Source organism: Hyalangium gracile, from assembly GCF_020103725.1.
GTDB classification, from domain to species: Bacteria; Myxococcota; Myxococcia; order Myxococcales; family Myxococcaceae; genus Hyalangium; species Hyalangium gracile.
This window is the reverse complement of record NZ_JAHXBG010000013.1, coordinates 159876-186675: the sequence shown is the minus strand read 5'-3', so window position 1 is coordinate 186675 and position 26800 is coordinate 159876. Positions and strand designations below refer to the sequence as shown.

Below are 26800 nucleotides of genomic sequence, written 5' to 3'. Positions count from 1 at the left end.
GCAGCTCCCCTCCTTCGACAAGTCCTTCCAGACGCTCCCGAGCCGCGCGGCTCGCAGCGAAGCGGCGAACCGGAGACGTGCCCCGTACCGGTGACGTCCCGGCTGGCCGGCTTCCACAAGCTGTCGCGGCGGGAGCGCCTGGAGAAGCTCCAGCGGATGCTCCAGCTCACCGATGAGGACTCCGAGCTGCTCCAGGACTCCCCCGGGCTCCCGGCGGAGCTGGCGGACCGGATGATCGAGAACATGGTGGGCGTCTTCTCCCTGCCGATGGGGCTGGGGCTCAACCTCTCCGTCAACGGGCGCGACCACCTGGTACCCATGGCGGTGGAGGAGCCGTCCGTGGTCGCGGCCGTCTCGTTCGCCTCCAAGATCGTGCGAGAGGCTGGCGGCTTCCAGGCCGAAGCCGACCCCTCCATCATGATCGGCCAGGTGCAGGTGGCGCACTACGGCGATCCCACCGAGGCCTCGAACCGCATCCTGGCGGCGAGGGAGGAGCTCCTGGCGCTGGCCAACAGCTTCCATCCCACCATGGTGCGCCGGGGCGGCGGAGCCCGGGATCTGGCGGTGCGCGTGCTCCCGGCTCCCGAAGGCCCGAGCGGAGAGCCGCTGCTCATCGTCCACCTCCACATCGACTGCCTGGAGGCCATGGGCGCCAACCTGACGAACACGATGGTGGAGGGGATCGCCCCGCTCATCGAGCGGCTCACCGGAGGCAAGGTGTATCTGCGCATCCTCTCCAACCTGGCGGATCAACGCCTGGCGCGAGCCTCCTGCCGGATCCCCGTGGAGCTGCTGACGGATGGCCATCGACCGGGCCTGGCCCTGGCCGAGGGCATCGTCCAGGCCAGCCGCTTCGCCCAGGCCGATCCCTACCGCGCCGCCACACACAACAAGGGCATCATGAATGGCATCGACCCGGTGGCCATCGCCACCGGGCAGGACTGGCGGGCCATCGAGGCCGGGGCGCATGCGTTTGCCTGCCGCGATGGGCGCTACCGGCCGCTGTCCACCTGGGCGCTGCAGGAGGGCTCCCTGGTGGGAAGCATCGAGCTGCCGCTGGCGCTGGGAATGGTGGGCGGGCGCGTCAACGTGCACCCGGGAGTGAAGCTGGCGCTGAGGCTGCTGCGCGCCACCAGCGTGCGGGAGATGGCGCAGGTGTTCGCCGCGGTGGGACTGGCGCAGAACCTGGCGGCCCTCCGGGTCCTGGGCTCCGAGGGCATCCAGAAGGGCCACATGGCGCTGCATGCCCGCGGCCTGACGGAGCGACAGGTGGAAGCGCAGGCTGCGTCCTCCTCCCTGAAGCAGAGCGCCTGAGCCGAGCAGCAACTGGCCCGGGCGCGCACCGCCCCCAGCGCAGGCTGAACGCTGGGGGCGGCCCTCGGAGCTCACTGAAGAGCGCCGGGGCCAAAGATGCCGGGGCCAGGCGTCAGCACGTTGTCCGGATCGTAGCGGCGCTTGGCGGCCGCGAAGCCTTCCCAGACGGAGCCGTAATGACGGCGCCAGTCCTCGTGAGAGAGCGGAATGGCGCTGATCGCGTAGTGCGTCCCACCCCAGGAGCGGTTGCGCTCGAAGAGCTGGCGGTTGTGGGCAACCATCCGAGCGGCATCCACCGTCTCCGGAGACGCGGTCCGCAGGATGTCGACCAGGAAGAAGGTGTCCTCCTCCGGGACGCGGAACAGCGGCCGGGTGAGGCGGTCCCGCTTGAACGGATACAGCAGGATCGGGAAGTAGGGAGACAGCTCCGCGTGAGCGACCTCCTGGAGCACCTGGCCGAGGAACTCCTCGAGCCTCGAAGCCGGCACCAGCAGATCGCACCACGGATGCGGATGGGCGAGCAGTCCGAGCCGCTCGACCTCGGCGAGCGGAGGCACGAGCCGGTTCAGGAACTCGAAGTACGTGCAGTCCATGATCTGCTCCGAGCCCCGCTGGTACGAGAGGCCCTCCAGCAGCCGAGCATCCTCCGGCCGCGCGGGGGGCGTGTAGTACGCGATCCCCAGCATCCGGTACATCCACTGTCCTCCCATGGGAACGATGCAGCCGACCACGTAGTCGAAGCGCCCGTCCTCGATCGCCCGGAGCTCGTCCTGGAGCTGCTGGGCCGGATCGGCATAGCCGAGATCGAAGACGCGGACGTGAGTCGGAGCAGGCAGCAACCGCAAGGTGGCGCGGACGATGATGCCGCACTGCCCCATGCCCGCCAGCGTGGCCTCGAACAGCTCCCGATGGAGCGTGGGAGAGCAGGTCACCCGCCGGCCCTCGCCTGTGACGACATGGAGCTCCAGCACGTTGTCCACCTGGACGCCGTGCCGGAAGCTCGCGCCGCTCACCCCGCCCATCGACAGCGTCCCGCCCACGGACAGGTTCAGGTAGTCGGTGAGGATCGGCGGAGTCAGGCCCTGAGGGAGGGTCCGTGCCACCAGCTCGCTCCACGAGATGCCGGCGTCCACGTCGACCCGATCCTCCCCCATCGAGTGGATCTCCGAGAGCGAGCCCATGTCGATGACGATGCCCGCCTGCACCTGGGCGTGTCCGTACATGGCGTGAGCCCGGCCGCGCGGGCCGATCTTCACTCCATGCCTACGGGCGAACTGGACCGTCCGGGCGATGTCGTCGACGGAGCCAGGCCGGAGCACCGCCGAGGGCCGGCGGCTCACCACGTGCCCGAAGTCATCCGCCGCGCCTCGCAGCTCCGGCTCGGAGGAAACCAACACCCCATCCAACCCGGGCACGGGATCGCGGCTCGGGCCCTGCCACTCCAAAGACGTACTCTCCATGAAGACTCCCCTGTCGAAGCGCTTGGACTCTCAGGTCAGACAGCGCCGCGCGCGGTTGTGATGACCCGCGAAGAGGGCAAGGCGTCCCCCGGAAGCATGTCGTCCTTCAGGTGCTCGCTCGCCAGCCTGCCGGAGGGCGCCAGACGTTCATCACTTTCCGCCAGGCCCCACTCTGCCTGCATGACATCGAGTCACTTGGAGACAGGCTGAATGGAACTCATCGACACCCAATCCTTTGAAGAAGAGCAGTTCATCACGGACATGCGCCAGCTCACCCGAGGCCTCGGAGCGGGCTTCAAGGAGGACACGATCCGAGCAGCGCTGAAGGCGTTCAGGACGGAGTTCCACGAGCGCCCCGTCCAGTTCAAGGCCACCACCAAGCCCGGGGATGGCCTGTACTACCGCATCCTCGATTCGGAGCCGATCAACCGCACGGCCGTGGCGCGGGAGGCCGGACTAGTGGGACCCGAGCATCCTCAGCTGCTCACCCTGCAGAGCCAGATCCTGGACACCTGCCCGGGGAGCTTCAGCGCCGGGCTCGACTTCGACGCCGGCTTCGGGATGGCCAAGGCCTGGTCCTTCACCGGCTGCACGCCCATCGAGCGCCTCTGCCAGCGGGTGCCGTCCCTGCCTGACAGCGTGCGGAACGCGCAGGGGCTGCTGCGGCACTTCGGGCTCGACACCACGTACTTCGTCTCCTCGGACTTCCAGCACCACACCACGAACGTGTACTTCGGCTGGGACATGGAGCTGCGGACGGAGCAGTGGCTCCAGTCGTTCGCCCATGCCATGGGCTCGGTGACGCCCTCGTCGGAGGTCTGCTACGACATCCTCGCGACGCAGGCCAACTATGGGTGCGTCGCGCTCACGTTCTCGTGGCAGCAGGACAAGCCGCTCCGGTGGTGCACCTACGCGCCCGAGATTCCCTACGACGCGCCGAACCCGGAGATCCACCTACCCGCCCTGGGCCGCCGGCTCGAGGTGCTGCACCACGCGCCCACGCTGAACGCCAACCCGCAGTACATCCTCGCCTGGGCGTTCTCTCCGAATCGGGCGTACGTCAAGCTGGAGCGGGGCTACGCGCGGGACGTCAGCTACTTCCTGCGCGTCAAGATGCAGGTCGACATCGATCGGGACAAGACGCGCTCCATCGTGCTCCCACGGCTGAAGCAGGCCGTGTGAACCCAAGCCCCAGGGCTCCCCGCCCTGGGGCTTTTTCTTTCAGCCCTCAGAGCCGGGCGGGCGGCAGGGGGCTCACGTTGGCCCTCCGCGGCAGCCCCACGAACAGGCTCTTCAGCGCATAGGCGAGGAACGGGAAGAGGATGCCCGGATTCATGAGCGTCTTCCCCTTGGCCTGCATGTGCACGACCAGGAAGAGCTGGTGGCAGAGCCGCACGTTCCAGGAGGCCATGTCGATGAGCGTGACCATGCTCCACTGCACCAGCCTCAGCCCGAAGGGACGCCGCCCCTGGGTCTGCGGGTAGCGCAGGTCCGTGAAGGTGGACATCCGCCAGGGCGTGGAGATGACCTTGCACAGGCGTCGCTGGAAGCGGGTCGACAGCCCTCGCAGCTGTCCCGGTGAGGAGCGAGCCTGCTCGGCGAGGCACTGCGCGAGCAGCCGCGCGCCCAGGGCGCTGACCGTCATCCCCTGGGCGTAGATGGGATTGAAGGAGCAGGCCGCATCGCCGAGGACGATGAAGCCCTCCGGGAGCCGTGGCAGCCGCTCATAGTGGGTCCACCGGCTCGCGGGGTACTTGTGCACGATGGGCGGCGTCAGCGGCCGGGCGTTCTTGATGGCGTCGTAGATGGTCCGGGTGGGCAGCGTGCGCGCGTACTCCAGGAACCCCTCGTCATCGGTGGGCGGGTGGTCACCGAAGTAGCCGTTGAGGCTGACCTGCCACCGCCCGTCCTCGACGTCGCACATCATGCCCGAGCGCCAGGACTCTGGAGGCCGGGCGAACAGCAGCACGTACCGCCAGTCCTCCTTGAAGTCCGGCGGGCGCTCATAGAACCGGCTCGTGTAGGCCAGGTTGATGCTGACCTCCTCCTGCTCCGGCCTGCCATAGCCGAGCTCCTCCAGCCACCGCGGCGCCCGGGTTCCACGGCCGCTCGCGTCCACGACCAGCGAGGCCTGGAGCGTCTCCTCTCCCTCGGGGCCCTTCACCCGGACGCCCTGGATGCCCGTCCGATCGGCATCTTCGATGAGCCCGTCCACGGAGCAGCCGTGCCGCAGCTTGACGTTCGGCAGCGCGGCGACGCGCCGGTAGATGAGCCACTCCATGAAGGGGCGGGTGCTCATGACGCCCTCCACCCGGCTCTGGTAGCGCGGCTTCCAGGAGCCGAAGTGGAACCAGGCCACGTCACGGCTGGTGTCGGCGATCATGCCGCCCTCGCGCTGCACCTGCTGGATGAGACCGGGGAAGAACCCCGCCATCACCTGCAGTCCCGTCTGGAGGATGGCGTGGACATGGCGCCCCTGCGGAGCGCCCTTGCGAGGCTCGGGCCCCAGAGGAGGAGGATCCCGCTCCAGGAGGACCACCTCCTCGAAAGAGTCCGAGAGGACCCTGGCGCTCAGCAGGCCTGCGATGCTGCCGCCAATGACCACGGCTCGGCCCATGGCCTGCTTTCCGGTTCGAGTGCTGCTCATGTTGTGCTCCCTCTGGCGGCCGGGGGCTGGGAAGGAATGGAGCGTGGGAGCACGGTACGTCCCCCCTCTGGCGCCATTCCCCGTCGGCTCGCTCAGCAGGACTGGAGTCCGCTCGGGCTGGATGTGACGCATGCCTGCCGTGGAGAGAGCTGACGGAAGGCCGCCTGGGTCCCAGCCGACGGATGCCCCTCGGCGATCCGGATTCTCACAACCCACGTGAGGGCCATCCACCTCCGCAAAGCCACCGCGGAGGTCTTCCCCATGTACTCAGAGATCCAGACGAGCGACGTGTCCACCATCTCCAGGCAGATCCTCGGTCTGCTCTTCCAGTTCCGGCGCATCAGCTCCGGCCATGGCGAGGCATGCGCACGAACCCCGTGCGAGCAGTGCTTCGCGCCTCACCTCGAGCAGGTGAAGAACGTCGTGGCGCGCGGAGAGCCGATCCACTTCGTCCTCCCCGCCTTCCCGGCGAAGTCTCCCAACCTCCGCAAGGTGCTCGGGCCCCTGCCGGACATGGCGGAGCGGGTGGCGCTGGACTTCCTCCAGTCGCTCTGCGAGCACATCGGCCACATCTATGCGCCAGGGGCGCGCCTCACCATCTGCTCGGACGGGCGCGTCTTCAGCGACATCGTGGGCGTGCGAGACGCGGACGTCACCCGCTACAAGCACGAGCTGATCCGGATGCTGGAGGAGATCGGCGGCAGCGCGATCCACTTCTTCGCGCTGGAGGATCTCTTCGGAGACATCGCATTTGACGAGATGCGCCGGCAGCTGACCGAGCGCTATTCCACCCCGCTCGAGGAGCTGCGCTGGCGTGTCCAGAACGAGCCGGCCACGCAGAACCTCTTCAACGGCATCCACCGCTTCATGTTCGAGGATCAGGTCGTGCTGCGGCCGGACGAGAGCCGGAACAAGCTCCGCGAGGCGTCGAAGGAGCTCGCCTACAAGACCATCCAGCGCAGCAACGCGTGGAGCAGCCTGGTCGGCGAGCAGTTCCCCAGCGCGCTCCGGCTCTCCATCCACCCGCAGCCGCTGCACTCCTCGAAGATTGGCATCCACATGGTGGGAACGAAGGACAACTGGCTCACGCCCTGGCACGGGGTGGTGGTGGATACCGGCAAGGGCCTGATGCTCGTCAAGCGGCAGGAAGCCGAGCGCATGAACGCGTCGCTCGTCATGCGCAAGCAGCGCCCCAGCCACTTCGTGGCCCCCACCTTCATCCAGGAGCTGGCGTCATGATGATCAGCACGGAAACCATCGTCCCGCGCGAGGCCGCCATCGAGCTGTCGAGCCAACCCGTCCAACCCTTCGGGCTCCTCGTGGAGGCCAATGGCACGGGGGCGGACCTGCGCGAACTGCCGGCGTCCCTGCTGCGCCAGTGGACCCAGAAGCACGGCGTCGTCATCCTGCGCGGCTTCTCGGCGCTCCCCAAGGAGGAGATGGTCGGGTACGCCCGCACCTGGGGCGAGCTGCTCACCTGGGACTTCGGTGAGGTATTGGAGCTCGTCATCCACGAGCGGCCGCGGAACTACCTGTTCACGCCAGGCAACGTCCCTCTGCACTGGGATGGCGCCTTCGCCCGGGTGGTGCCGCGCTTCCAGTTCTTCCAGTGCCGCAAGGCCCCCCGGCCCGGCGCGGGTGGCGAGACGATCTTCAGCCACACCCCGACCGTCTGGCGGCGGGCCACCGCCGCGCAGCGCGAGGAGTGGAGCAAGGTCGTCATCACCTACACCACGGAGAAGGTGGCGCACTACGGCGGGCAGGTGACGGTGCCGCTGGTCTCGCGGCACCCGGATACCGGAGCCACCACCCTGCGGTTCGCCGAGGAGCTGAATGACGAGAGCGTGAAGCTCAACCCGCTCTTCATCGAGATCGCCGGCATCCCGGCCGAGCGGCGCGAGGGCTTCCTCCAGGAGCTGCGCCAGGCGCTGTATGACCCGCGGGCCTGCTACGTCCACGCCTGGCGCGACGGCGACATGCTGCTGGCGGACAACCACGCCCAGCTGCATGGGCGCAACGCGTTCCAGGCGGACTCACCCCGCCACCTCCAGCGGATCCACATCCTCTGAGTGGCGGGTAGTCGCCTGGACCGCGCGGCTGGATGGATGGATGGATCGCGCAGTGGTTGCGAGGCCAACACGGAAGGCCCGCTCGGCAAGCCGCGGGCCTTCCCGGAGTACCCGTGCTACCGTGCCTCATCGAAGGCGGAGCGAAGGTCTCGTGAGCAAGCAGCCATCCCCTACCAGCCCCGCGGGCCAGGATGCAGGAGACGCGGAAGCCGGCACGAGCGATGGGGCCGAGCGCCGGACGGGCTTCATCCTCTGGCTGACCGGCATGTCCGGCGCGGGCAAGAGCACGCTGTCGCGCGCCGTCCGGGAGCACCTGGAGCCGCTCCTGCCGGTGGAGATCCTCGACGGGGATGAGGTGCGCAAGCACCTGTCGCGCGGGCTCGGCTTCTCGCGAGAGGACCGCGTGGAGAACGTGCGGCGCATCGGCTACGTGGCGCGGCTGCTGGCACGGCACCGCGTGGCGGTGATCGTCGCGGCCATCTCGCCGTACCGGGACTCGCGCGATGAAATGCGTCAGCTCTCCACCGGGACCGGCATCCCGTTCGTGGAGGTGTACGCATGGGCGAGCCTGGAGGCCCTCATCCGCCGCGACGTGAAGGGGCTCTACAAGAAGGCCCTGGCCGGAGAGCTCCCGCACTTCACCGGCATCTCGGACCCTTACGAGCCACCCGAGTCCCCCGAAGTCATCGTGCGTACGGATGAGGAGACGGTGGAGGCAGGGCGCGAGCGCATCCTGGAGACCCTGCGCGCCTGGGGGCTCATCGCACGGACTCGACGCGAACATTGAGTCACAGAGTCGAAGTCTCCACCTGGGATCCTATGGTACTCCAGCGTGCAGGGCGGGAGCACACCGCGCGTCACCCTCGGCGTATTCGGGCCGCCCGCCACTCCGAAGTCCACGACGACCGGCTCGCCATCCGCGGAGCGAACGATGATGTTCGCCTCCTTCAAGTCCCGGTGAACCACGTGCTCCCGGTGGATTGCCTCGAGGGCCTTCCCCGCGATGAGAACCTTCCGGGCCACCGCACGGGCATCCGGGTTCTCCTCCTGGGCCCACACGTCCAGCCGCCGCCCCTCCACGTAGACCATGATGACCACGAGGTACTCGCGCGTGTCATCCGGCCAGAAGCCACACCCCTCGAAGCCGACCACGTTCGGATGGGCCAGCCGCATGAGGATGTCCACCTCGCGCTTCGCCCCAGCCCCCTGCAGCCTTCCGGTGGATGAACTTGAGCGCGTACAGCTGCCCGCCCCGACAAGCTCGGTACACCGTGCCGAAGCCGCCGGCTCCCAGCTTCCCCTCGATCAGGAAGCCGCGGACATCCGTTCCAGGAGGGATCTCCAAGGGCGCAGGCGTCGTCATGCCCCCGCTCCGAGGGTCAGGCCATCCGGGCGCATCCGTGTCGGGGCAGCTCCCTCGCCCATGCGTTCAACCTCCCCGAGCTGGCGCCGCAACCCGACCTGGGCACACCCTGCTCCTGGCTCGGAGTGTAGCCCCATCGCCGCTACTTCTACCCTACCCGTGTCAGGTATACCAAGGTAGCTCCGCACAAGCAGCACAGCCTGGAGGCGCTCCTGACCTGGCCCACGGATGAGGGTTTGTCCCCCAGATCGGGCAAGCCGGGAGATAGGCCTATCAGGTATTCTCCCCTTCACCTATGAATGAAGAGCTAGCGAGGAAGATCGGCGAGGCGGCCCGTGAGGCTCGGCAACGCGCGGGACTGACCCAGGCGGAGGTGGCCTCTCTCGTGGAGATCACCTCCATGGTCTACAGCCGCATGGAGCGCGGGAAGGTGATGCCCAGTGTCCCGACTCTGCGCCGACTCTGCACGGTGCTCCACATCTCTGCGGACGCGCTGCTGGGGCTGACAGGCACAGGCGCCGCCGACGAGCCCACCAGCTCCTCTCGCGGCAAGCAGGAGGAGTCCCCGCCCGGCTTGCGCCGCCTGCTCACGCTCGTGCTCCGGATGGACGAGACCCAGCTCCAGGCACTCACCGGCATGGCTGGCGCCCTCCTCCGATAGAGGGGCGCCCTTTCAGGGCTTCTCCGGAGTACCCACGGATTCCAGCCGAGACTTCGCCGCCAGGACAACGGGGTAGATGGCTCGCAGGTTGATCCTGTGGTGATACGCCACGAGATGGTACTCGCTCGCAATCGTGATGAAGACCTGACGTGGCGGTTCGGGCTGGAGCGCAAGCCAGGCCTCCGCCTCCTCACGCGTCTGGAAGGAGGCGGTTGGAGCCGGCAGCCCTCCCCGCGTCATTTCTTCCAGATAGAACTCAAGGGCCGGGTGACGGAGCAAACTCCTGCGGTTCCGCTCGGAAGCATACATGACGATGTGATACTCACCCGCAATCAGCACATATGCTTGATCGGGTGGACGGGGATGAGCGTTGAGCCAGGCCTCCGCCTCTTCTCGTGTCTGGAAAGACACGCTGACCAGCGGAGGAGCATTCGCATCAAGGCTCTTGCGGTAGTCTTCGAAATCGGCTGACTGGCCGGTAGCTGCGATGAACCTGAGCGCATCGACCGCCATTCGCAGCTTCTCCTTGTCCTCTGCCGATGAAGCTTCTTCCCAGAGTCGCCCCAACAACTCCTGCGCATCCAGAGAGCGTGTTGACATGCCTACCGAGTTCCTCCCACTGCATGGTTCTCGGGTCCAGCTCCCGCTGTCGCCAGAAGCACCGCTGGCGCGAGGACGATGAGCCCAGCCCCTGCGGAGACAACAACAAAAGTCACACCCGCGACTACAATGACGCTTCCCACGAGAATGGATGTGCGGTTGCGTTTCAGCCAATCCATCGCCCCATCCCAGGTAGAGAACTCTCGAGGCTTGAGCTCTTGAAGCTCTTCACAGTCGTTGTATGGCTGTCTGCACCGTCCCTGGCAGTACTCCAGCTTCCCACCGAGTCCGCGCCCTGCGGTGATATGCCCATACCCACGAAGAAGCGGGCGGCTCATGCACTCTTCAATGCACTCGAGGTACTCCGCATGGCAGTCCCGAGGGTGAGCGGCGGCGTGAATGATGCGCCCCTCCAGGCCTTGGTACCGCTCAAGATCGAAATCCTCGGCACGGTGCCAGGAGGAGGAGACCTGTCCATCAGGACGCTCACTCATGACGAGCACGAGATGAGCGGGCGCTTCCCCCTCGACGGGGATGGAGGAGTGAGTGGTACTGCAGGAAACAAGCACCATCCCTAGAAGCGCGACGGTCAGCTTTTTCACGATCACTTCTCCACAGGTCACACCGAAGTTCACCTCCGAAGTGCCCCGAATCGCCAGATCAAGGTCCCGCTTCTTCGCGCCGGCAGCTGCCTACCTGGGCCCATGATCACGGCTGCCCCGAAGACGAGCCCGTGCATCGGCTGCCTGCTCTCCCTTCGAGATTGAAGACCTTGCTCTGGTCGACCGAGGCCCTCCAGGGACGGTGGCGACATCAAAGGCCCAAAAAGCCAGCGGCCGGAACCCTTTGAGGAGTTCCGGCCGCCGGACTTCATTCTGGAGCGGGAAAAGGGATTTGAACCCTCGACCCTCGCCTTGGCAAGGCGATGCTCTACCGCTGAGCTATTCCCGCATCTGTCTGCCCCTCGCCGCTGCGTCGCCGCACCGTCGAAGCGAGGGCGGATATACCCACCTGCTCCGAGCACGTCAAGCGTTCTGTGCGTCGGTTCCTCCTCCTCGCCTGGCCAGCATGGCGAGGAACGCTCGGAAGTAGACCACCGCGCTCCACACCGAGAACGCCCCCGACAGGTACACCAACACCCTGCCCACCTTGTTGTAGTCCACCGTCACCACCTGGTACCCCAGGTCCAATGGGTGGACGTAGTGAACGCAGAGTGAAATCACCCCCACCAGCTGCAGGCTCGTCTTCCACTTGCCCTCCTGCCCCGCCGCGATGACCATCCCCTCGCTCGCCGCGATGGTCCTCAGGCCGCTGACGATCAGCTCCCTCGCCAGCAGCACGATCACCACCCACGCCGCGATCCGCCCCAGCCGCACCATCATCACCAGCGCCGCCATGACAATCAGCTTGTCGGCCAGTGGGTCCATGAACTTCCCCACCACCGTGATGAGGTTCCACTTGCGCGCCAGGTACCCGTCCACCACGTCCGTGATGGACGCCACCGCGAACACCACCCCCGCCATCAACGAGTAGAACGGGTCCGCGTCGTACGTGAACCACACGAAGACCGGGATCAGCAGGATCCGTCCCAGCGTCAGCATGTTGGGCAGGTTCCAGAACTCCTGCACCAGGACGCTCGGCTTCCGGGCGGCCTTGCGCCTCGCCCGCTCCTCCCGCTTGCGCTGCTTCTTGGTGGCTCGGTCCATGAGCCCCCCTTCTAGCGGACTGGCAGGCAGATGAGGGCAAATCCTTCGCCGCTCAGCTCCACGGCTGTCTTCAAGACTTCACCTCCCGCCCCCACCAGCAGCGCCACCACCCGCGGCGTCAGGTTCCCCTGCCAGCCCACCAGGTACGCCAACGGCACCGTCACCGCCGCCTCCATCCCCACCCTCACCGAGCGCAGCGGGCCCGTCAGGCTCAACAGCACCTTCCCGTTTCCCCTCAGGTGCACCAGGTCCAGGTCCGGCGCCACCTCCGAGGGCACCCGGCCGTTCTCGAACATCACCGGCTCCTCGAAGGCGAACACGTACTCGTCCCGGAAGTAGGCCGACTCGTCCCCCAGGTCCACCGCCTGGAAGATGCGCTCCTCCGCCGGTTCCACGAACAGCACGCCCCGCCCCGTGGCTCGCACCACCCGCGCCGAGCCCTCTCCGAAGGCCTTGTCCGTCGTCCGCCCTCGGAAGCGCTTCATCTCCGGCTGGAAGGTCAGCGAGCCCGTGAAGGCCACCAGCCCCTCCAGCCGCGTCAGCAGCTCCCCATCCACCCGAGCGGAGAAGCCGCTCGCCCCCACCGTGAACGCACTCTGCGCGCTGGCGCCTCCCAGCTCCACCGCCGGGGCGAGCTCGCCCAGCAGCGGTGCCCCCCTCCCCCGCCAGGCATCCTCTCCTGTGGGCCCGGAGACGGCAGCCGGTGCCATTGGTGCTGGAGTCGGTACGGCCGCTTCAGCCCCCCAGGTCGCCTGGGGCTGCTCCTCGAGCCGTGCCTCGGGGAGCTCGGCCGCCTCGGAGACCGCCTGAGCAACAGCAGGTACCGGTGTGCCCATCGCCAGCGTGGGGTGGGACTCCGCGACGGGAGCCTCGGACAGGGCCTCCGGCGAAGTCTCGGGCGCTGGGGGCTCCGGCGGCTCGGCGGCTCGGGGCTCCTGGTGCTGGGCGATGGCCGCAAGGTCCTCCGGGTTCTCGGGCTCCGCCGTCAGCACCGGCATCCCGTCCTCGGAGACCTCCTCCACCGACAGCACCGGCAGGCTCGGCTCGGCCCCAGGAGGCGTCTCGGAGATCTCCGCCACCGGAATGCCCGGCGCCTCATCCACCGAGATGGAGATGTCCGAGTCCTGCTCCGAGGCATTGGAGGCAGCCACCACCGGCCCCTCGGCTCCGGAGTACTCGCTCTCGGGCTGGTACGCCGGGGCCTCCCCTCCGGCCATCGCGGCCTCGGGCGTCGCGCCCTCGGCAGCCGCCTCCCGCGCCTGGCTCTCGTCCAGGTGCGAGGACTCATCCAGCCCGAACTGCGCACCCCAGTCGTCCTCCGCGGGCGGAGCGACAGGAGCCACGGCGGGCGCCTCGGGACGAGCCTCGGCCACCGGCACGGGCACGGGCGGCACCGGCTCGGCCTGCTTCGCGGGCGCCTCCTCCACCACGTCGATCACCAGATCCGTGCTCACCGGCGGCGGCGTCTCCGGCACCGGCACTCCGCCCTGCTCTCGCACCACCTCGGCGCCCTCGAGCTCCGCGAAGCCCCGCGCCCTGGCCGGCTGCACCGGCGCCGGACGGCTGAAGCCCTCGCCCGCGATGGCCCGCGCCATCTTCTCCGCCATCGCGTCGCTGCCGGCCAGCAGGAAGTGCTCGCGCGCCCGGCCGTACTCGCCCTGCTGCGCCAGCGCCAGCCCCAGGTAGTTGTGCGCCTTCTTGTGGTCCGGCGCCAGGTCCACCGCCACTTCGAACTCGCGCACCGCGCGCTGCAGCGCGTTCGTCTTCAGGTACACCAACCCCAGGTTGACCCGCAGCGTCGGATCCACCGGGTTGTCGCGCACCAGCATCTCGTAGAGCTCCGCCGCGCGGTCGAAGAGCCCCAGCTTGAAGTACGCCAGCCCGAGCAGGTTCTGCCCCTTCTCGTGCTTCGGCTGCATCTTGTGGGCGCGCTCGAGGAAGTCCTTGGCCTCGATCACCTTGCCCGCAGCCAGCAGCTCCCCACCCCGGTAGAGGAGCTGCAGGAACTCGTCGTCAACGGGGTTCGGCTCCCGCCCCGTCGCTCGCGTCGTCGCCATCGTTGGTCGCTTCGCGGGGCTCGTTCTGGGCGAGCCGCTCGCGCTCTTTGTAGTGGTAGTAGAGCTGGAGGACCTTGCGCACGTACTCCTGCGTCTCCTCGTACGGAGGCGTCTTCCCCCCGTACTTGCGCACCGCGTCCGGTCCTGCGTTGTACGCGGCGATCATCTTCACCATGTCCCCGTCGAACTGGTTGGCGAGCACCCGCAGGTAGCGCACCCCCCCTTCGATGTTCTCCTTCTCGTCGAAGATGTCCTTCACGTACATCTCCGTCGCCGTCTGGGGCATGAGCTGCATCAGCCCACACGCCCCCTTCGGAGACACCGCGTTCGCGTTGAAGTTGCTCTCCGCCTGCATGATGGCCCGCACCAACGAGGACGGAATCCGGTACCGCTTCGCCGCCGCGCTGATGTGCGGCTCCAGGTCCGACGGAGCGCTCGCGCGGCCCCGCACCGGCGCCGACACCACCTGCGCCTGCGTGAAGGTCCCCTTCAGCCGCTTCGCCCGCTTGCTGCCCGGGGGCGGCACGTTCGTATAGATGATCGTCCCGTCCTTCTCGACGTACCGGTAGATGCCCTCGGAGGCAGCGGCTCCCATCGGGAGCATCAGCAGGGCTGTCAGCAGGACGAGGCCAGCGCGCATGGCCCCCAAACCTTAGACGGGTGCTCGAAAGTCCTCAAGAAAACGCCTTGTTTCCAGCACTTACACCCATTAAGGCTCCGCCCATGCCCCAGCGCTTCGATTTCCTCGTCCTGGGTGGCGGGGTCGCAGGCCTCTCGTTCGCTCTCCAGGCGGCTCGGCATGGCTCCGTCGCCGTCCTCACCAAGCGCGAGCGTTATGAGAGCAACACTCAGTACGCCCAGGGGGGCATCGCCAGCGTGCTGGCTCCCACCGACACCTTCGAGGCCCACGTCCAGGACACCCTCGTCGCTGGCGCCGGCCTGTGCCACCAGGACGCGGTGGAGGTGACGGTGCGCGAGGGCCCCGACCGCATCCGGGAGCTCGTCTCGCTCGGCGCCGAGTTCAACCGGCGCGCCTCGGGGGACTTCGATCTGACGCGCGAGGGAGGCCACTCGGCCCGCCGCATCATCCACGCCGGCGACATCACCGGCCGCGAGGTGCAGCGGGCGCTGCTGGCCGCGTGCGACGAGCAGAAGAACATCACCTTCTTCCAGAACACCGCCGCCATCGATCTCATCCTCAACCAGCGCCCCAGCCCGGGCCGCGCCAGCCGGTGCCTGGGCACCTACGCCCTCACCGAGAGCGGCCACATCGAGACGTTCCTGGGCAAGGTGACGGTGCTGGCCACGGGCGGCGCGGGCAAGGTGTACCTCTACACCTCCAACCCGGACGTCGCGACGGGCGACGGCGTGGCCATGGCGTACCGGGCCGGCGCCCAGATCGCCAACATGGAGTTCTACCAGTTCCACCCCACCTGCCTGTACCACCCGGAGGCCAAGAGCTTCCTCATCAGCGAGGCGCTCCGAGGCGAGGGCGGCAAGCTGCGGCTGCGCAGCGGGCAGACGTTCATGGAGCGCTACCACCCGCTGGGGGCCCTGGCGCCTCGCGACGTGGTGGCCCGCGCCATCGACGCGGAGCTCAAGCGCACCGGTGATGACTGCGTCTACCTGGACATGACGCACCTGGGGCGCGCCTTCCTCTCCGAGCGCTTCCCCAACATCTACGCCACCTGCAAGGCCTTCAACATCGACATGGCCGTGCAGCCCATCCCCGTGGTGCCCGCGGCCCACTACATGTGCGGCGGCGTGGTGGCGGACCTGAACGGGCGCACCTCCGTGGCCGGCCTCTACGCCATTGGCGAGGTGGCCAGCACCGGCCTGCACGGCGCCAACCGTCTGGCCTCCAACTCCCTGCTCGAGGGCCTGGTGTTCGGCCACCGCGCCGCCCAGGTCACCGCCGAGGAGGTGCGCAGCCTCCCCGCGCTCCCCCAGGAGCCCCCCGAGTGGGATCCCGGCAGCGCGGTGGACTCGGATGAGAGCGTCGTCGTGACCCACAACTGGGACGAGATCCGCCGCCTCATGTGGAACTACGTCGGCATCGTCCGCACGGACAAGCGTCTGATGCGCGCCCGGCGCCGGCTGGATCTGCTGCGCGAGGAGATCCGCGACTACTACTGGCGCTTCAAGGTGACTCGGGACGTCATCGAGCTGCGCAACATCGCCGACGTGGCCCACCTCATCGTCGACTGCGCCAGCCGCCGCAAGGAGAGCCGCGGCCTGCACTTCACCCTCGACTACCCCAACACGGACGACCATCACTGGAAGCGCGACACCGTCGTCTCCCGGGAGATCTGAGGCCCGATGGCGCGCTCGCCTCGCATCCTGGAAGATCCGTCCTCGGGGGGCTCCCCGCCGGGCCCGCAGCCCGACGCCCCGATGCCCAGGCCCCGGTGGACGCCCGTGTGCGGCACCCTCATCGTCAGCTGCGTGGCGCTGTACCTCCTGGGCGCCAACCAGATGCTGCCCGCGCTCTCCTCGAAGCAGGCGGGCCTGGAGCTGGCGGAGGCGGGCATTCCGCTCGCCGTCTACGGGCCGCTCGTCCAGCAGGGCGAGTACTGGCGCCTGCTGAGCTGTGTCTTCGCTCACGGCGGCCCCATCCACCTGCTGTTCAACATGATGGTGGTCTACTCGCTCGGCTTCATGTTGGAGCGGAACATCGGCAGCTGGCGCTTCCTGGGCCTGTGCATCGTCACCGCCCTGGGCGGCTCCTCCTTCGCCCTCTTCTTCGACTTCGACCGGCCCATGGTGGGCGCCTCGGGGATGATTCTCGGCTGGGCGGGCGTCATGCTCCCCATCGCCACGGAGCAGGGGCGCAAGCAGCTGGGCGTGTGGCTGGTGCAGATGGTCGTCATCAGCCTGCTGCCCGGCGTGAGCTGGGCGGGACACCTCGGGGGCTTCCTCTTCGGCCTGCCCTGCGGCCTGGCCCTGCGGCTGGGCGCTCCCGTCTATGCCCGGGCGCTCCCGCTCATCCTGTTCATCTCGGCGGTGGTGGCGATGTTCGCCGCGCACCCGGAACGGCGGTGGGGGTTCTGACATGGATGTGAAGACGGTGTGTGTCTTCTGCGGCTCCCGACCGGGCGCCCGGCCCGAGTTTCTCGCCGCGGCCCGCGAGCTCGGCGAGGAGCTGGTCCGTCGCAACCTCACCCTCATCTACGGCGGGGCCAGCGTGGGCCTCATGGGTGCCGTGGCGGACGCGGTCCTCTCCGCCGGCGGCCGAGCGGTGGGCGTGCTGCCCTTCAGCCTCCAGCAGCGGGAGATCGGCCACCAGGGGCTCCACGAGCTGCACCTGGTGAACTCGATGCACGAGCGCAAGGCGCTCATGGCCAAGCGATCTGATGCCTTCGTGGCCCTGCCCGGCGGCTTCGGCACCTTCGAAGAGCTGTTCGAGATCATCACCTGGGGCCAGCTCGGCCTGCACGCCAAGCCCATCGGGCTGCTGGACGTGGGCGGCTACTTCCAGCCGCTCATCACCATGGTCCGCCGTGGCGTGGAGGACGGCTTCATCCCCCAGGCGCAGGAGCGCCCCTTCGCCGTGAGCGCCTCCGCGAGCGAGCTGCTGGATCGGCTCCAGGCCGGCCCGACGATGCAGGTGACGGAGAAGTGGCTGCGCCGGACCGAGGAGACGTGAGCCGGCGTCTCCGGCTCCGCTCCGCCCCCTCACGCCTCAGCGCGCGTGCACCCGCATCTGCCCGTGGCCCAGCGTGGAGGCCATCCGCAGCTGGATGTGCGTGGCGCTCTCCGGGATGACCGGCGTGCCATCCGGCAGCACCTTCGGGAAGCGTACCCGGTACCCCACCCAGAACACCCCCAGGTAGGGGTACATCGCGCGCATGTCCAGCGTCGCCCGGCCGATGCGCTCGATGCTCACCGGCTCCACCTCCACCGACGGCGTCAGCATGACGATGCGCCAGATGGAGTTGCGGTTCGAGAAGTCCTCGAAGCGGTAGTCGTTGACGTGGACGCCCAGGAAGAACTCGTTGAACTGCGTCTCCTCCGTGCGCTCCTTTGCCAGCAGCTCCTCCACCCGGGCCTTCGGCAGGAACTGGAACTCCGCCAGCCGCCTCACCCGCGCCTCGCGGAAGTTCATCGTCTGGAACGTCGCCCCGGCGAACACCCGCGTGTCGAAGCCGTCGTAGATCTCCGCCCGGTCCGAGTACCTGCCGAAGATCTCCTGGTACTTCTGCTCGGAGCGACGATCCGTCAGCTGCGGCGCCGGATCGCCGATGGTGGGCGGGGTGGTGGTGCAGCCCGACAGCAGCCCCAGCAGCGCCGCGACGCGGAACCCCTTCTTCACGGGATGAAGTCCTTGCGATTGAAGAGCGTGAACAGGCGGTAGCCAGCGGACTCGACCGCCTCGCGGCCGCCCTCGAGCCGGTCCACCAGCGCGAAGGCCCCCAGCACCTTCAGCCCCTCGGACTGGGCCCGCTCGATGGCCTTCAGCGTCGAGGCCCCCGTCGTCACCACGTCCTCGACGATGGCCACCGGAGCGTTCTGCCCCAGCGCGCTCAGGCCCTCGATCCACTGCCCCGTCCCGTGCCCCTTGGGCTCCTTGCGGACGATGAAGGCCTCCACCGGCGTGCCCGCAAGGTAGCTGGTCAGGCTCACCGCCGAGGCGATGGGGTCCGCCCCCAGCGTCAGGCCGCCCACTCCCACGGCGAGGGGAGCCTCGCGGACGATCGCGTCCAGCAGCAGCCTGCCGATGAGGAAGTGCCCCTCCGCCAGCAGCGCCGTGCGCTTGCAGTCGATGTAGAAGTCCGACTCCTTGCCGGAGGAGAGCACCACCTTGCGCCGCTCGAAGGAGCGCTCGGTGAGCAGCTCCAGGAGCCGCGCCCGATCCCGAGCCAGCGCGCTGTTCATCTACAAGCCCTCCAGGTACGCCACCAGCTCCGCCGAGTACCGCAGCTGCATCAGCAGCTCCGCCCGGCGAGCCTCATCCAAGGACGTGAACACATCCGCCAGCAGCGAGAGATCCTGGTTGAGCGCTCCCAGCCGCTGCGCCGCGTCCGCCGCCAGCTCGTCCGCGTCGACCTCTTCCTCCATCGACTCGGGGGCCAGCGAGTCATCCGTCGCCAGCGCCTTCTCCAGCATGTCCCGCGTGGCGGCGCTCAGGCGCCCCTCCGCCTCGAGCTGGTCCCGCGTGGCCTCGAGCTGCTCGCGCTCCACCGGGTGGGCGTGGATGGCCGAGGCCAGCGCCATCAGCAGCGCGTCCTCGTCCGGCAACCCCGTGTGGATGCGCACCTGCACGCGATCCCGCTTCAGGAAGCGCAGCGCCGCCACCCGCCGGAAGCCACAGATGATCTGGTAGCGGTTGTCCCCGGCGGGGCGCACGTCCACCGGGAAGAGCTGGCCCAGCCGCGCCACGTCCGTGGCCAGCTTGGAGATCTCCCCCTCCGGGCGGATGCGGAAGGTGGTGTCCTCGTCGATCTGCTCCAGCGGAAGCGCCGCCAGGATCGACTCGCTGGCCGGGCGCGGAGGCAGTTCGGCAGCCGCCTGCGCGGCCTCGTCCGAGGATTCATCCGAGGACTCCTCCGGCGATTCCTCCACGGCCTCTCCGGCGTCCGCCCCGGAGCCAGGCTCGGAGGCGGCGTCGGGCTGGTCGGCTCCCGCGGCGGCCGTCTCCGGCAAGGGCTCTCCCGCGCCCAGCAGGATGGCCTTCCCCGCGGGCTGCTCGGCGGCAGGCGCGTCCGACCTCGGAGGCACGCCCTCGCCCTCTCCGGGTGCCGAGGGTGACTCCCCCGGCTCGTCCGGCTTCCCGTCCTCTCCGTCGACCCTGTTCTCGGCGTCCATCGGCACCCCTGGCTCGGTCCAGCGCCGTAACGCGGCACCTCACGGTGCCGGCACGACGAAAGCCCGTTCTAGCGGGCCTTCTTCTTCACCACGACCTTCTTCTTCGCGCCAGCGCCCACGACTGGAGGAACCGGGGCGGCGGGCTCTCCCTTGGGGGGCGTCCCAGCAGCCCCAGCGGCCCCGGTCGCCCCAGCGGCGGGGGCGGGCGGCGGCGGTGGCACGGGCTTGGTCGCAGGCCTGGCGGCCGGCGGCGGCGGCGGAGCGGGACGACCGGCCGGACGTGCCGCCGGAGTCGTCGGACGCGCCGGAGCAGCCCCCGGACGCACCGTGGGACGCGCCACCGCGGGGCGCGAGGCCGGCACGCGGCCCGGCTCCACCTCGCCCATGTCCACCCGACCGCGGAAGCTGGCGCCGTCCACGATGATGACGCGCGGGGCGCGGATGTCGCCCACCATGCGGCCCTCGCGGGTGAGCTCCACGCTCTCGGTGGCGTTGATGTTGCCCACCACCACCCCGCTGACGATGGCGTTGCGCACCGCCACGTTCGCCTTCACCACGCCCGTGGTCTCCACGATGAGGGTCTTGCTGAGCGTCAGCTCGCCCTCCACGCGGCCACGGACCGTGAGGTCCTCGTCACCCGTCAGCTTGCCGCTGATGAGGATGGACGGCCCCACCACCGTGTTGTCGCCGGTCGCGCCGGCCGTCTCTTTCGCGATGGCCACGCGTCAGCGCTCCTTCTGATCCATGTCGACGTTGCCCTTGAAGGAGGCTCCGTCGGCAATGAGGATGCGAGGGGCCTTGATGTCGCCCACCACGCGGCAGTCCTGCTTGAGCTCGACCTTGTCGCTGGCGACGATGTTGCCCGTCACCCGGCCGGCGATCTCCACGTTCTGCGTCTCGATGTCCGCCTCGACGACGCCGCTGCCCTCCACGAAGAGGCTCTCCTTCAGGGAGATCTTCCCCTTCACCGTGCCCTGGATGACCAGATCCTCGTCACCGGAGATCTCCCCGTCGATGACGATGCTCGAACCAATGACCGTATTCGCCATGAGTGTTGCACCCCTCCGAAGGGTTGTGCTTCGTCGTCCCTCGACGGCAGGGACTTGCTAGATGTCGTCCGGCAGCTTCACTTCCATCTCGATGGAGCCGTTGAACACGGCCCCATCCTCGATGATGACGCGCGGAGCCTTGATGTCGCCGGCCACCTTCGCCGACGCGTTGATGGACACCCGCGTCGAGGCGTCGATGTTGCCGCTGGCCTCGCCGTTGATGGTGAGCTCCTCGGCGCGGATGTCCGCCTGGACCTTGCCCGTGCTCTCGATGGTGAGGTGGTTCTTCAGGGCGATCTGCCCCTCCACCCGCCCCTCGATGACGAGATCTCCGCCGCCCGTGAGGCTGCCCTTGATGACGATGCCCTTGCCGATGATGCCCGTTTCGCTCTCAGCCATGCGGTGAACCTCGGGAGCGTCAGTCGCTGAAGACCGCGCCCTGATTATGTCAGAGATGGGCGGAGATCCAGTTGGAGATGTCCCGGAACACCTCGTCGCGCCCCACCTCGTTGAGCGGCTCGTGCAACATGCCGGGATACTCCTTGAACTTCTTGTCCGTGGACCCCACCGTCTCGAAGAAGGACCGCGCCGCCGCCGGCGCGGCCACGCCGTCATTCGATCCGCAGAAGATGAAAATGGGTGCTGTCACCCGAACGGCCTGGGCCAGGGCCTCGGCCTGGGCCTGGGTGGACTCGACGAACCAGCGCGGCGTCACCGTGCGGATGTAGAGCGGGTCCTCGGCCGTGGCGCGGACGATGGCCGCGTCCCGCGTGAGGTGCTCCGGCTTGAGCTCGTTCTGGATGGGCAGCCAGGGAATCACCTTCCCCACCAGGCGCGCCGCCAGCAGCTTCGTGGCGGGAGGAACGATGGCCAGCTTGAGGTAGGGGGCTGACAGCACCAGCCCGCCCGCGCCATCCAGCCCACCGCGCGCCGCCAGGTGGGCGGCCATCAGCCCGCCGTGGCTGTGCCCCAGCAGGAAGACCTTCTGCCCGGCGGCCGCCTTGCGGACCCGCTCCCAGAAGAGGGCCAGATCGTCCACGTAGTCCGGCCACCGGTCGCAGTAGCCGCGGCGGCCGTCCGCCCGGCCGTGGCCCCGGTAGTCCATGCCGTGAACCGCGAAGCCCTCGGCGACCAGCGCCTCCGTGACGGGACGGTAGCGGCCGATGTGGTCGGCATAGCCGTGCACGATCGCCACATGGGCCCTCGGCGGAGCCTCCGGCAGGTCCAACGTCCAGAAGAGCCGGAGGTGGTCCTTCGCGGTGAAGAAGCCCTCGTCGTGGCGCGCCATATCGAGCCGTGAACTTAGCGGCCCGCAGCCTCCGTGGACAGCATCTTCAGCTTCCGCTCGAGCAGCATCCGCTGGAGGGGGGGATCGGCGGCCTCCGGGTCCAGGGTCAGCACCTCGATGGCGCGGCGCCACGTGGTCACCGCCTCCGCGCGCCGGGAGGTCTGCCGGTAGGCGTCTCCCAGGTGTTCCAGGATGACGGGCTCGTCCGGTTCCAGCTGCGTGGCCCGCTCCAGCGCCTCCACGGCGCGCTGATACTCCCCGCGCTGGAAGTAGACCCAGCCCAGCGAGTCCAGGAAGGCGCCGGTGTCCGGCCGCAGCTCCAGCGCGCGCAGCACCAGCCGCTCCGCCTCGGAGAGATCGCGGCGCTTCTGGGCCAGCAGATAGCCGATGAAGTTCATCGCCGCGGCGTTGTCCGCGTTGATGGCCAGCACGGCGCGCATCTGCGCCAGGGCCTTGTCCGCGTCTCCCTGCTGATCGTAGGCGGCGCCCAGCGCGTACAGGAGCGCCTCGTCCCGCGGCTTCCGGGAGACGGCCTCGCTCAGCAGCGCCACCCCCTCCGCCGAGCGGCCCCGCCGGTGCAGGGTGGAGGCGAGCGCCTCGTACAGCTCGGGGGCGGGGGTGCGTGCCAGGGCCTCCTTCAGCACGGCCTCGGCCCGGTCCGCGGCGCCGCTCCGCTCGAGCGCCCGGGCATACTGCACCCGCAGGCTCGCGTCGTCCGGAGCCTCCGCCAGGGAGGTCTCGAAGAGCGCGAGCGCCTGGGAATGCTGCCCCGCCCGCGAGAGGCACTGCGCGCGCCGGGAGCGCACCTCGTCGAAGAGCTCGGAGGACTCGGGCACCTCGGCGTAGGCGGCGGCGGCCTGGGCGTAGTGGCGCTGCCGCTCGTGCACCAGACCGGCGTAATAGGAGATGCGGGGCTCCTTCGGGCGCCCGCGGCGGGCCATGTCCAGCACCTCCGCGGCGGCGGCCGTCTCCCGCGAGGCCAGGAAGGCGAAGGCCACCCGCACCGTCAGCTCGGGATCGTCCGAGAGCGACAGCAGCCGGTCGAAGTAGGCCCGCGCCCGCGTGGCCGAGCCGAGCTTGAGGGCAATGCGCCCCGCCGACAGCAGCACGTCGCGGTTGTCCGGGTCATGCTCGAGCGCTCGGGCCAGACACTCCTCGGCCTCGGAGGAGCGCCCGCTGGCCTCGTACAGCCGCGCCAGCGTCATCGAGACCTCGACGTCCGCCGGATCCCGCTCGATGGCCTGGACGAGCAGCTTCTCGGCCCGGGCCTTGTCTCCACGCTCGGCCAGAGCCAGGCCCAGGCGGCGGTACCCGGAGGCCTCCCCCGGGAGCGCCGCGGCCAGCTCCTCCACCACCTTCACCGCCTCCTCCGGCTGCTTGGCCTCCAGGTGGAGCTGCGCCAGGACGAGGTAGGCCTCGGGCTCGCGAGGCTTGAGCGTCACCGCCCGGCGCAGGTGCATCCGCGCCTTCGGGTAGCGCCCAGCCTCCAGCAGGACGCGCCCGAGCATCACGTGGGCCGGGTAGTACCGGGAGGCCACCTCCACCGCCCGGCGCAGCTCCGCCTCCGCCTTGTTGAGGTCCCCCAGGCGCGCGTACTCCTCGCCCAGCTGGGTGAGCAGGTAGGGGTTGCCCTCGTCCGTGGCGAGCGCCAGCCGCAGCTCGTCCGCCGCCGCGCGGTGGGAGCCCGCATGGTGCAGCAGCCGGGCCTGGAGGAAGTGCGCGTAGCTGGCGGGTGAGGAGAAGTCCTCCCGCTCCACCCCCGCGTTGATGGCCTCACGCATCGCCTCGCGGTCCACCTTGGGGCGCCTGGGCGGCGCGGCCGCCGCGGACAGGCCCACGAGGAGGAGCAGCGGCACGGCTCGGCTGGCACGAAGGGAGCGCACGCTGGCTCTCATTGTAGCGCGTGCGCGTCCGCCGCGCAGGTCGTCAGCTCAGACTGGCGATGGGGGCCCCGAGCCTGTCCAGAATCCGATCCACCGGATCGCTGTCCTGGCTCACGTCCGCCACCGCCTGCTGGTAGGCGATGCCCGTGACGGACTGCATCTCCGGCAGCAGGCGCTGGATGACGGTCCGTGCGCCTCCTACATCGCACTCGGGCAGCATGATGGCGAACACGCCCGAGCCCATGTGGGCCACGGCGTCCGGCGCCCTCAAGAGCTTGCGCAGCACGTCCGTGGCGCCCTTGGGCACGTCGGCCTGGGGGCGCTCCGGCCGCAGCACCGCCACGCACATGTGCCGGTGGTAGCGGCGGCTCTTGGACACCTCCACCTCCAGCTTCACCAGCAGGCCGCGCTTGTCGTACAGGTTGGTGCCCGGGTCGCCCCCCATGCGCACCGCCGGCGAGCCCACCCGGTTGCCCTCCCCCACCCCGCCGGGAGGCGCCTTCAGGGCCCGCTCGGTGCGGTTGAGCAGCTCCATCGCGTTGAAGGGCTTGCTCATGTAGTCCACGGCGCCCAGGTTCAGCGCGCGGACCTTCTCCGCCACCCCCTGGTGCGCGGACAGGAGGATGACGGGGATGTGCGCCGTGTCCGTGGAGGACTTGAGCGCCACCGTGGCCTCCAGGCCGTCCAGCTTGGGCAGGAACACGTCCATCACCACCAGATCCGGGCGCAGGTTGCGCGCCTTGGCCACGCCCTCCTGCCCGTCGCGCGCCACCTCCACCCGGTAGCGCGAGCGCAGCACCTCCGCCAGCACCGCGGCGATCTCCGCCTCGTCCTCCACCACCAGCACGCGCGGCTGCTGCGGCTCGATGGGCACCGGCGTCTGCGACTTGCGCAGCGCCTCCTGCGCCATGGGCAGCGTGAAGACGAAGATGCAGCCGCCCTCCGGCGAGTTCTCCGCCCAGATCTCCCCGCCGTGCAGCTCGACGAACTCCTTGCAGATGGCCAGCCCCAGCCCCGTGCCCTTCGGCCCGTGGCGGTAGCGGTCGAACACCAGGTGCACCTCGTCCGGCGGGATGCCCGGCCCGTCGTCCTGCACGGTGATCTTCACCGCGTCGCCGTCCGGCCGCGTCAGCCGGATGGCTCGCACCACCACCTGGCCCTTGTCCTTGGCGTGGTGGATGGCGTTGGTGATGAGGTTCTGCAGCACCTCGTGCAGCTTCACCTCGTCACCGATGAGCATCAGGCTCTCGGACGACTCGGCGCGCAGGGTGATGCCGCGCTGCGAGGCCAGGATGTTCAGCTCGGTCGTGCTCTCCTTGCAGAGCACGGACATGTCCAGCTTGCGCGGCTCGATGGACAGCCGCGCCGCCTCGCCCTTGCCCTTCTCCAGCAGCGACTCGACCAGGCCGAGGATCTTCCGGCCCTGGCGGATCATCGCCTCGACGGACATCTTCTGATCCGCCGTGACAGGGCCCTCCAGCAGCAGCCGGCCGTGGCCCAGCAGCACCTGCAGCGGGGCGCGCAGATCATGGCTGCACACCGCGATGATCTCGTCCTTGAGCCGGTTGAGCTCCTTGAGGCGGCGGTTGGCGTCCGAGAGCTCGCGGTAGCGCTCCACGTACGCCAGCTCCAGGTCCTCGCGCTTGCGCTTGACGGCGGTGTGCAGCCGCGCGTTGCGGATGGAGTTGGCCAGCACCGCGGCCACCGCCTGCGCGAAGGCCTGCTCGTCCCGGCCGAACGTGGTGCCCACGCGCGAGTGCCGCAGGAAGAGCGCGCCCATCAGCTCGTCCTGGCACACCAGCGGCTGCACCAGCACCGAGTGCACGCCCACCGCCATGATGTTGGGCCGCACCTCCGCCATCAGCGGATCGTTCTCCGCGCGCTCGATGAGCACCGGCTGGCGCGTCTCCAGGGCGCGGCGCAGCTCCGGGTAGCGGGAGATCTCGATCTCCAGCTGCACCAGCGACGGATCCTCCTGCGTGGCCACCACCGTGCCGGTGCGGGCGTGCGAGCCCTCCACCAGCACCACCGAGCAGCGATCCGAGCCGGTGACGCGGCCCACCTTGTCCACCGCGATGCGCAGGATGGCGTCCAGCTCCAGCGAGCTGGTGGCCGCCTCGGTGATCTCCAGGAGCATGCCCATCCGCAGCCGGGTGCGCTCCTCCGTCTCTCGCAGGCGGCCCGCGCGCAGCGCCGCCTCCAGCCGCGGCACCATCTCCTCGGCGCCGCGGATGACGCCGTCCACCGCCAGCTTCTTCAGCGTCTCGGCCGAGCGCGAGCGCGTGGCGTCCGCCAGCACCGGCACGTTGCGCAATTGGGCGATGTTGCGGATGCCCTCGAGCGTCTCCGCCGCGCGTTTGGCCGCCGTGGCCAGCAGGATGACCTCCGGCTGGAGGCTGCCCGCCGCCTGCGGCACGCCCTCCACGTCATCGGCGACCGCGCACTGGAAGCCGCTCTCGGAGAGGCGGGAGACCAGGGACTCGCTGGCTGCTCCCGCACCGATCACCAGGACTCGACCTCGCTGCTCCGGCGATACGGTGACTCTCAAGGCATTCCCCGACGAACAGGAGCCGCCACGGCTCCGGAAAAAATGGAACTCAAGCCCTGCCGCGCCTGAGTCGTGATGTTGGCCAACCGAATCATGCCGTTGAACCCGCTCGCGGACCAGCAGACGCCCCGCAGCCACACGTGGACCAAGAATTGAGAGGGTGGAGGCGAAGCGTATACTCCGCCGCCGTGCGTCCCTCGCGAATCTTCCCGCCGCTCAGCCTCCTGCGTGCCTCTCTCCTGACGGCGACCCTCGTCGCGTGCCTCGCCCGCGCACAAGCCAAGGATTCAGGGAGTACACTTCCTCCCAGTTCCCCACCCACCTCGGCATCACCGACAACAGTAAAATCC

General features: G+C 69.1%; 25 protein-coding genes, 1 tRNA gene and 1 pseudogene. 10 read left to right on the top strand and 17 right to left on the bottom strand.

The window, feature by feature from the left end; genetic code table 11:
• Positions 1-90: 90 nt before the first annotated feature.
• Positions 91-1314 carry a hydroxymethylglutaryl-CoA reductase, degradative gene (locus tag KY572_RS26225; protein ID WP_224245699.1) on the top strand — a complete coding sequence of 408 codons (1224 nt, stop codon included), beginning with the start codon at positions 91-93 and terminating at the stop codon, positions 1312-1314.
• A 71-nt stretch (positions 1315-1385) separates the two neighbouring features.
• On the opposite strand, the gene KY572_RS26220 is transcribed toward KY572_RS26225, so the two are convergent.
• Complete coding sequence (locus tag KY572_RS26220) at positions 1386-2774, bottom strand: FAD-binding protein (RefSeq protein ID WP_224245698.1); 1389 nt, start codon at positions 2772-2774, stop codon at positions 1386-1388.
• Between the two features lie 210 nt (positions 2775-2984).
• On the opposite strand from KY572_RS26220, the gene KY572_RS26215 reads away from it, so the two are divergent.
• Positions 2985-3956 (top strand): aromatic prenyltransferase, encoded by a 972-nt coding sequence (locus KY572_RS26215; RefSeq protein ID WP_224245697.1) that lies wholly within the window; start codon positions 2985-2987, stop codon positions 3954-3956.
• Positions 3957-4002: 46 nt separating this feature from the next.
• Here KY572_RS26215 and KY572_RS26210 read toward each other — a convergent pair whose 3' ends face one another.
• Complete coding sequence (locus KY572_RS26210; RefSeq protein WP_224245696.1) at positions 4003-5421, bottom strand: FAD-dependent oxidoreductase; 1419 nt, start codon at positions 5419-5421, stop codon at positions 4003-4005.
• A 261-nt stretch (positions 5422-5682) separates the two neighbouring features.
• Between KY572_RS26210 and KY572_RS26205 the strand changes: the two genes are divergently transcribed.
• From KY572_RS26205 to cysC, 3 genes are all read left to right on the top strand, one after another.
• Complete coding sequence (locus KY572_RS26205) at positions 5683-6660, top strand: L-tyrosine/L-tryptophan isonitrile synthase family protein (RefSeq protein ID WP_224245695.1); 978 nt, start codon at positions 5683-5685, stop codon at positions 6658-6660.
• Entirely contained in the window at positions 6657-7490 is an 834-nt protein-coding gene (locus tag KY572_RS26200) for a TauD/TfdA dioxygenase family protein (RefSeq protein ID WP_224245694.1), read from the top strand. The genes KY572_RS26205 and KY572_RS26200 overlap by 4 nt, the downstream gene beginning before the upstream one ends.
• Positions 7491-7641: 151 nt before the next feature.
• Positions 7642-8277 (top strand): adenylyl-sulfate kinase, encoded by a 636-nt coding sequence (gene cysC / locus KY572_RS26195; protein ID WP_224245693.1) that lies wholly within the window; start codon positions 7642-7644, stop codon positions 8275-8277.
• 152 nt (positions 8278-8429) lie between these two features.
• Here the strand turns inward: cysC and KY572_RS47875 are convergent.
• A pseudogene (locus KY572_RS47875) lies at positions 8430-8663 on the bottom strand (serine/threonine protein kinase); the annotation flags it as partial.
• Positions 8664-9148: 485 nt separating this feature from the next.
• On the opposite strand from KY572_RS47875, the gene KY572_RS26185 reads away from it, so the two are divergent.
• Complete coding sequence (locus KY572_RS26185) at positions 9149-9514, top strand: helix-turn-helix domain-containing protein (RefSeq protein ID WP_224245692.1); 366 nt, start codon at positions 9149-9151, stop codon at positions 9512-9514.
• Between the two features lie 12 nt (positions 9515-9526).
• Here the strand turns inward: KY572_RS26185 and KY572_RS26180 are convergent, their stop codons facing one another.
• Positions 9527-10114 carry a head protein gene (locus KY572_RS26180; protein WP_224245691.1) on the bottom strand — a complete coding sequence of 196 codons (588 nt, stop codon included), beginning with the start codon at positions 10112-10114 and terminating at the stop codon, positions 9527-9529.
• Between the two features lie 218 nt (positions 10115-10332).
• Between KY572_RS26180 and KY572_RS26175 the strand changes: the two genes are divergently transcribed.
• Entirely contained in the window at positions 10333-10692 is a 360-nt protein-coding gene (locus KY572_RS26175; protein ID WP_224245690.1) for a hypothetical protein, read from the top strand.
• Positions 10693-10990: 298 nt separating this feature from the next.
• Here the strand turns inward: KY572_RS26175 and KY572_RS26170 are convergent.
• The 4 genes from KY572_RS26170 to KY572_RS26155 all read right to left on the bottom strand — a co-directional run bounded on the left by KY572_RS26170 (position 10991) and on the right by KY572_RS26155 (position 14517).
• Positions 10991-11065 (bottom strand) — tRNA-Gly (locus tag KY572_RS26170).
• Positions 11066-11139: 74 nt separating this feature from the next.
• A complete protein-coding gene (gene pgsA / locus KY572_RS26165) occupies positions 11140-11820 on the bottom strand; it encodes a CDP-diacylglycerol--glycerol-3-phosphate 3-phosphatidyltransferase (RefSeq protein WP_224245689.1) in 681 nt (226 codons plus the stop codon).
• 11 nt (positions 11821-11831) lie between these two features.
• A complete protein-coding gene (locus KY572_RS26160; RefSeq protein WP_224245688.1) occupies positions 11832-13877 on the bottom strand; it encodes a tetratricopeptide repeat protein in 2046 nt (681 codons plus the stop codon).
• Entirely contained in the window at positions 13834-14517 is a 684-nt protein-coding gene (locus KY572_RS26155; protein ID WP_224245687.1) for a lytic transglycosylase domain-containing protein, read from the bottom strand. The genes KY572_RS26160 and KY572_RS26155 overlap by 44 nt, the downstream gene beginning before the upstream one ends.
• A gap of 83 nt (positions 14518-14600) precedes the next feature.
• Between KY572_RS26155 and nadB the strand changes: the two genes are divergently transcribed.
• The 3 genes from nadB to KY572_RS26140 are packed head-to-tail and all read left to right on the top strand — an operon-like array spanning position 14601 to position 17523.
• The gene (nadB, locus tag KY572_RS26150) at positions 14601-16190 is read left to right on the top strand and encodes an L-aspartate oxidase (RefSeq protein ID WP_224245686.1); all 1590 of its coding nucleotides are present in this window, start codon (positions 14601-14603) and stop codon (positions 16188-16190) included.
• Positions 16191-16196: 6 nt separating this feature from the next.
• The gene (locus tag KY572_RS26145; protein WP_224245685.1) at positions 16197-16928 is read left to right on the top strand and encodes a rhomboid family intramembrane serine protease; all 732 of its coding nucleotides are present in this window, start codon (positions 16197-16199) and stop codon (positions 16926-16928) included.
• A gap of 1 nt (position 16929) precedes the next feature.
• Entirely contained in the window at positions 16930-17523 is a 594-nt protein-coding gene (locus tag KY572_RS26140; RefSeq protein ID WP_224245684.1) for an LOG family protein, read from the top strand.
• A 36-nt stretch (positions 17524-17559) separates the two neighbouring features.
• On the opposite strand, the gene KY572_RS26135 is transcribed toward KY572_RS26140, so the two are convergent.
• From KY572_RS26135 to KY572_RS26095, 9 genes are all read right to left on the bottom strand, one after another.
• Positions 17560-18189, bottom strand: a complete 630-nt coding sequence (locus KY572_RS26135) for a hypothetical protein (protein WP_224245683.1) — start codon at positions 18187-18189, stop codon at positions 17560-17562.
• Positions 18186-18752 (bottom strand): orotate phosphoribosyltransferase, encoded by a 567-nt coding sequence (gene pyrE, locus KY572_RS26130; RefSeq protein WP_224245682.1) that lies wholly within the window; start codon positions 18750-18752, stop codon positions 18186-18188. The genes KY572_RS26135 and pyrE overlap by 4 nt, the downstream gene beginning before the upstream one ends.
• Complete coding sequence (locus KY572_RS26125) at positions 18753-19682, bottom strand: ParB/RepB/Spo0J family partition protein (RefSeq protein ID WP_224245681.1); 930 nt, start codon at positions 19680-19682, stop codon at positions 18753-18755. It abuts the gene before it with no gap.
• Between the two features lie 68 nt (positions 19683-19750).
• Positions 19751-20404, bottom strand: coding sequence for a bactofilin family protein (locus KY572_RS26120; protein WP_224245680.1), 654 nt, complete (start codon positions 20402-20404; stop codon positions 19751-19753).
• Between the two features lie 3 nt (positions 20405-20407).
• Positions 20408-20731 carry a bactofilin family protein gene (locus KY572_RS26115; protein WP_044192222.1) on the bottom strand — a complete coding sequence of 108 codons (324 nt, stop codon included), beginning with the start codon at positions 20729-20731 and terminating at the stop codon, positions 20408-20410.
• A 57-nt stretch (positions 20732-20788) separates the two neighbouring features.
• A complete protein-coding gene (gene bacN / locus KY572_RS26110; protein WP_224245679.1) occupies positions 20789-21130 on the bottom strand; it encodes a bactofilin BacN in 342 nt (113 codons plus the stop codon).
• Between the two features lie 49 nt (positions 21131-21179).
• Positions 21180-22019 (bottom strand): alpha/beta hydrolase, encoded by an 840-nt coding sequence (locus KY572_RS26105; RefSeq protein WP_224245678.1) that lies wholly within the window; start codon positions 22017-22019, stop codon positions 21180-21182.
• A 14-nt stretch (positions 22020-22033) separates the two neighbouring features.
• Positions 22034-23800 carry a tetratricopeptide repeat protein gene (locus KY572_RS26100; protein ID WP_224245786.1) on the bottom strand — a complete coding sequence of 589 codons (1767 nt, stop codon included), beginning with the start codon at positions 23798-23800 and terminating at the stop codon, positions 22034-22036.
• Positions 23801-23945: 145 nt separating this feature from the next.
• Entirely contained in the window at positions 23946-26408 is a 2463-nt protein-coding gene (locus KY572_RS26095; RefSeq protein ID WP_224245677.1) for an ATP-binding protein, read from the bottom strand.
• Positions 26409-26800: the final 392 nt, after the last annotated feature.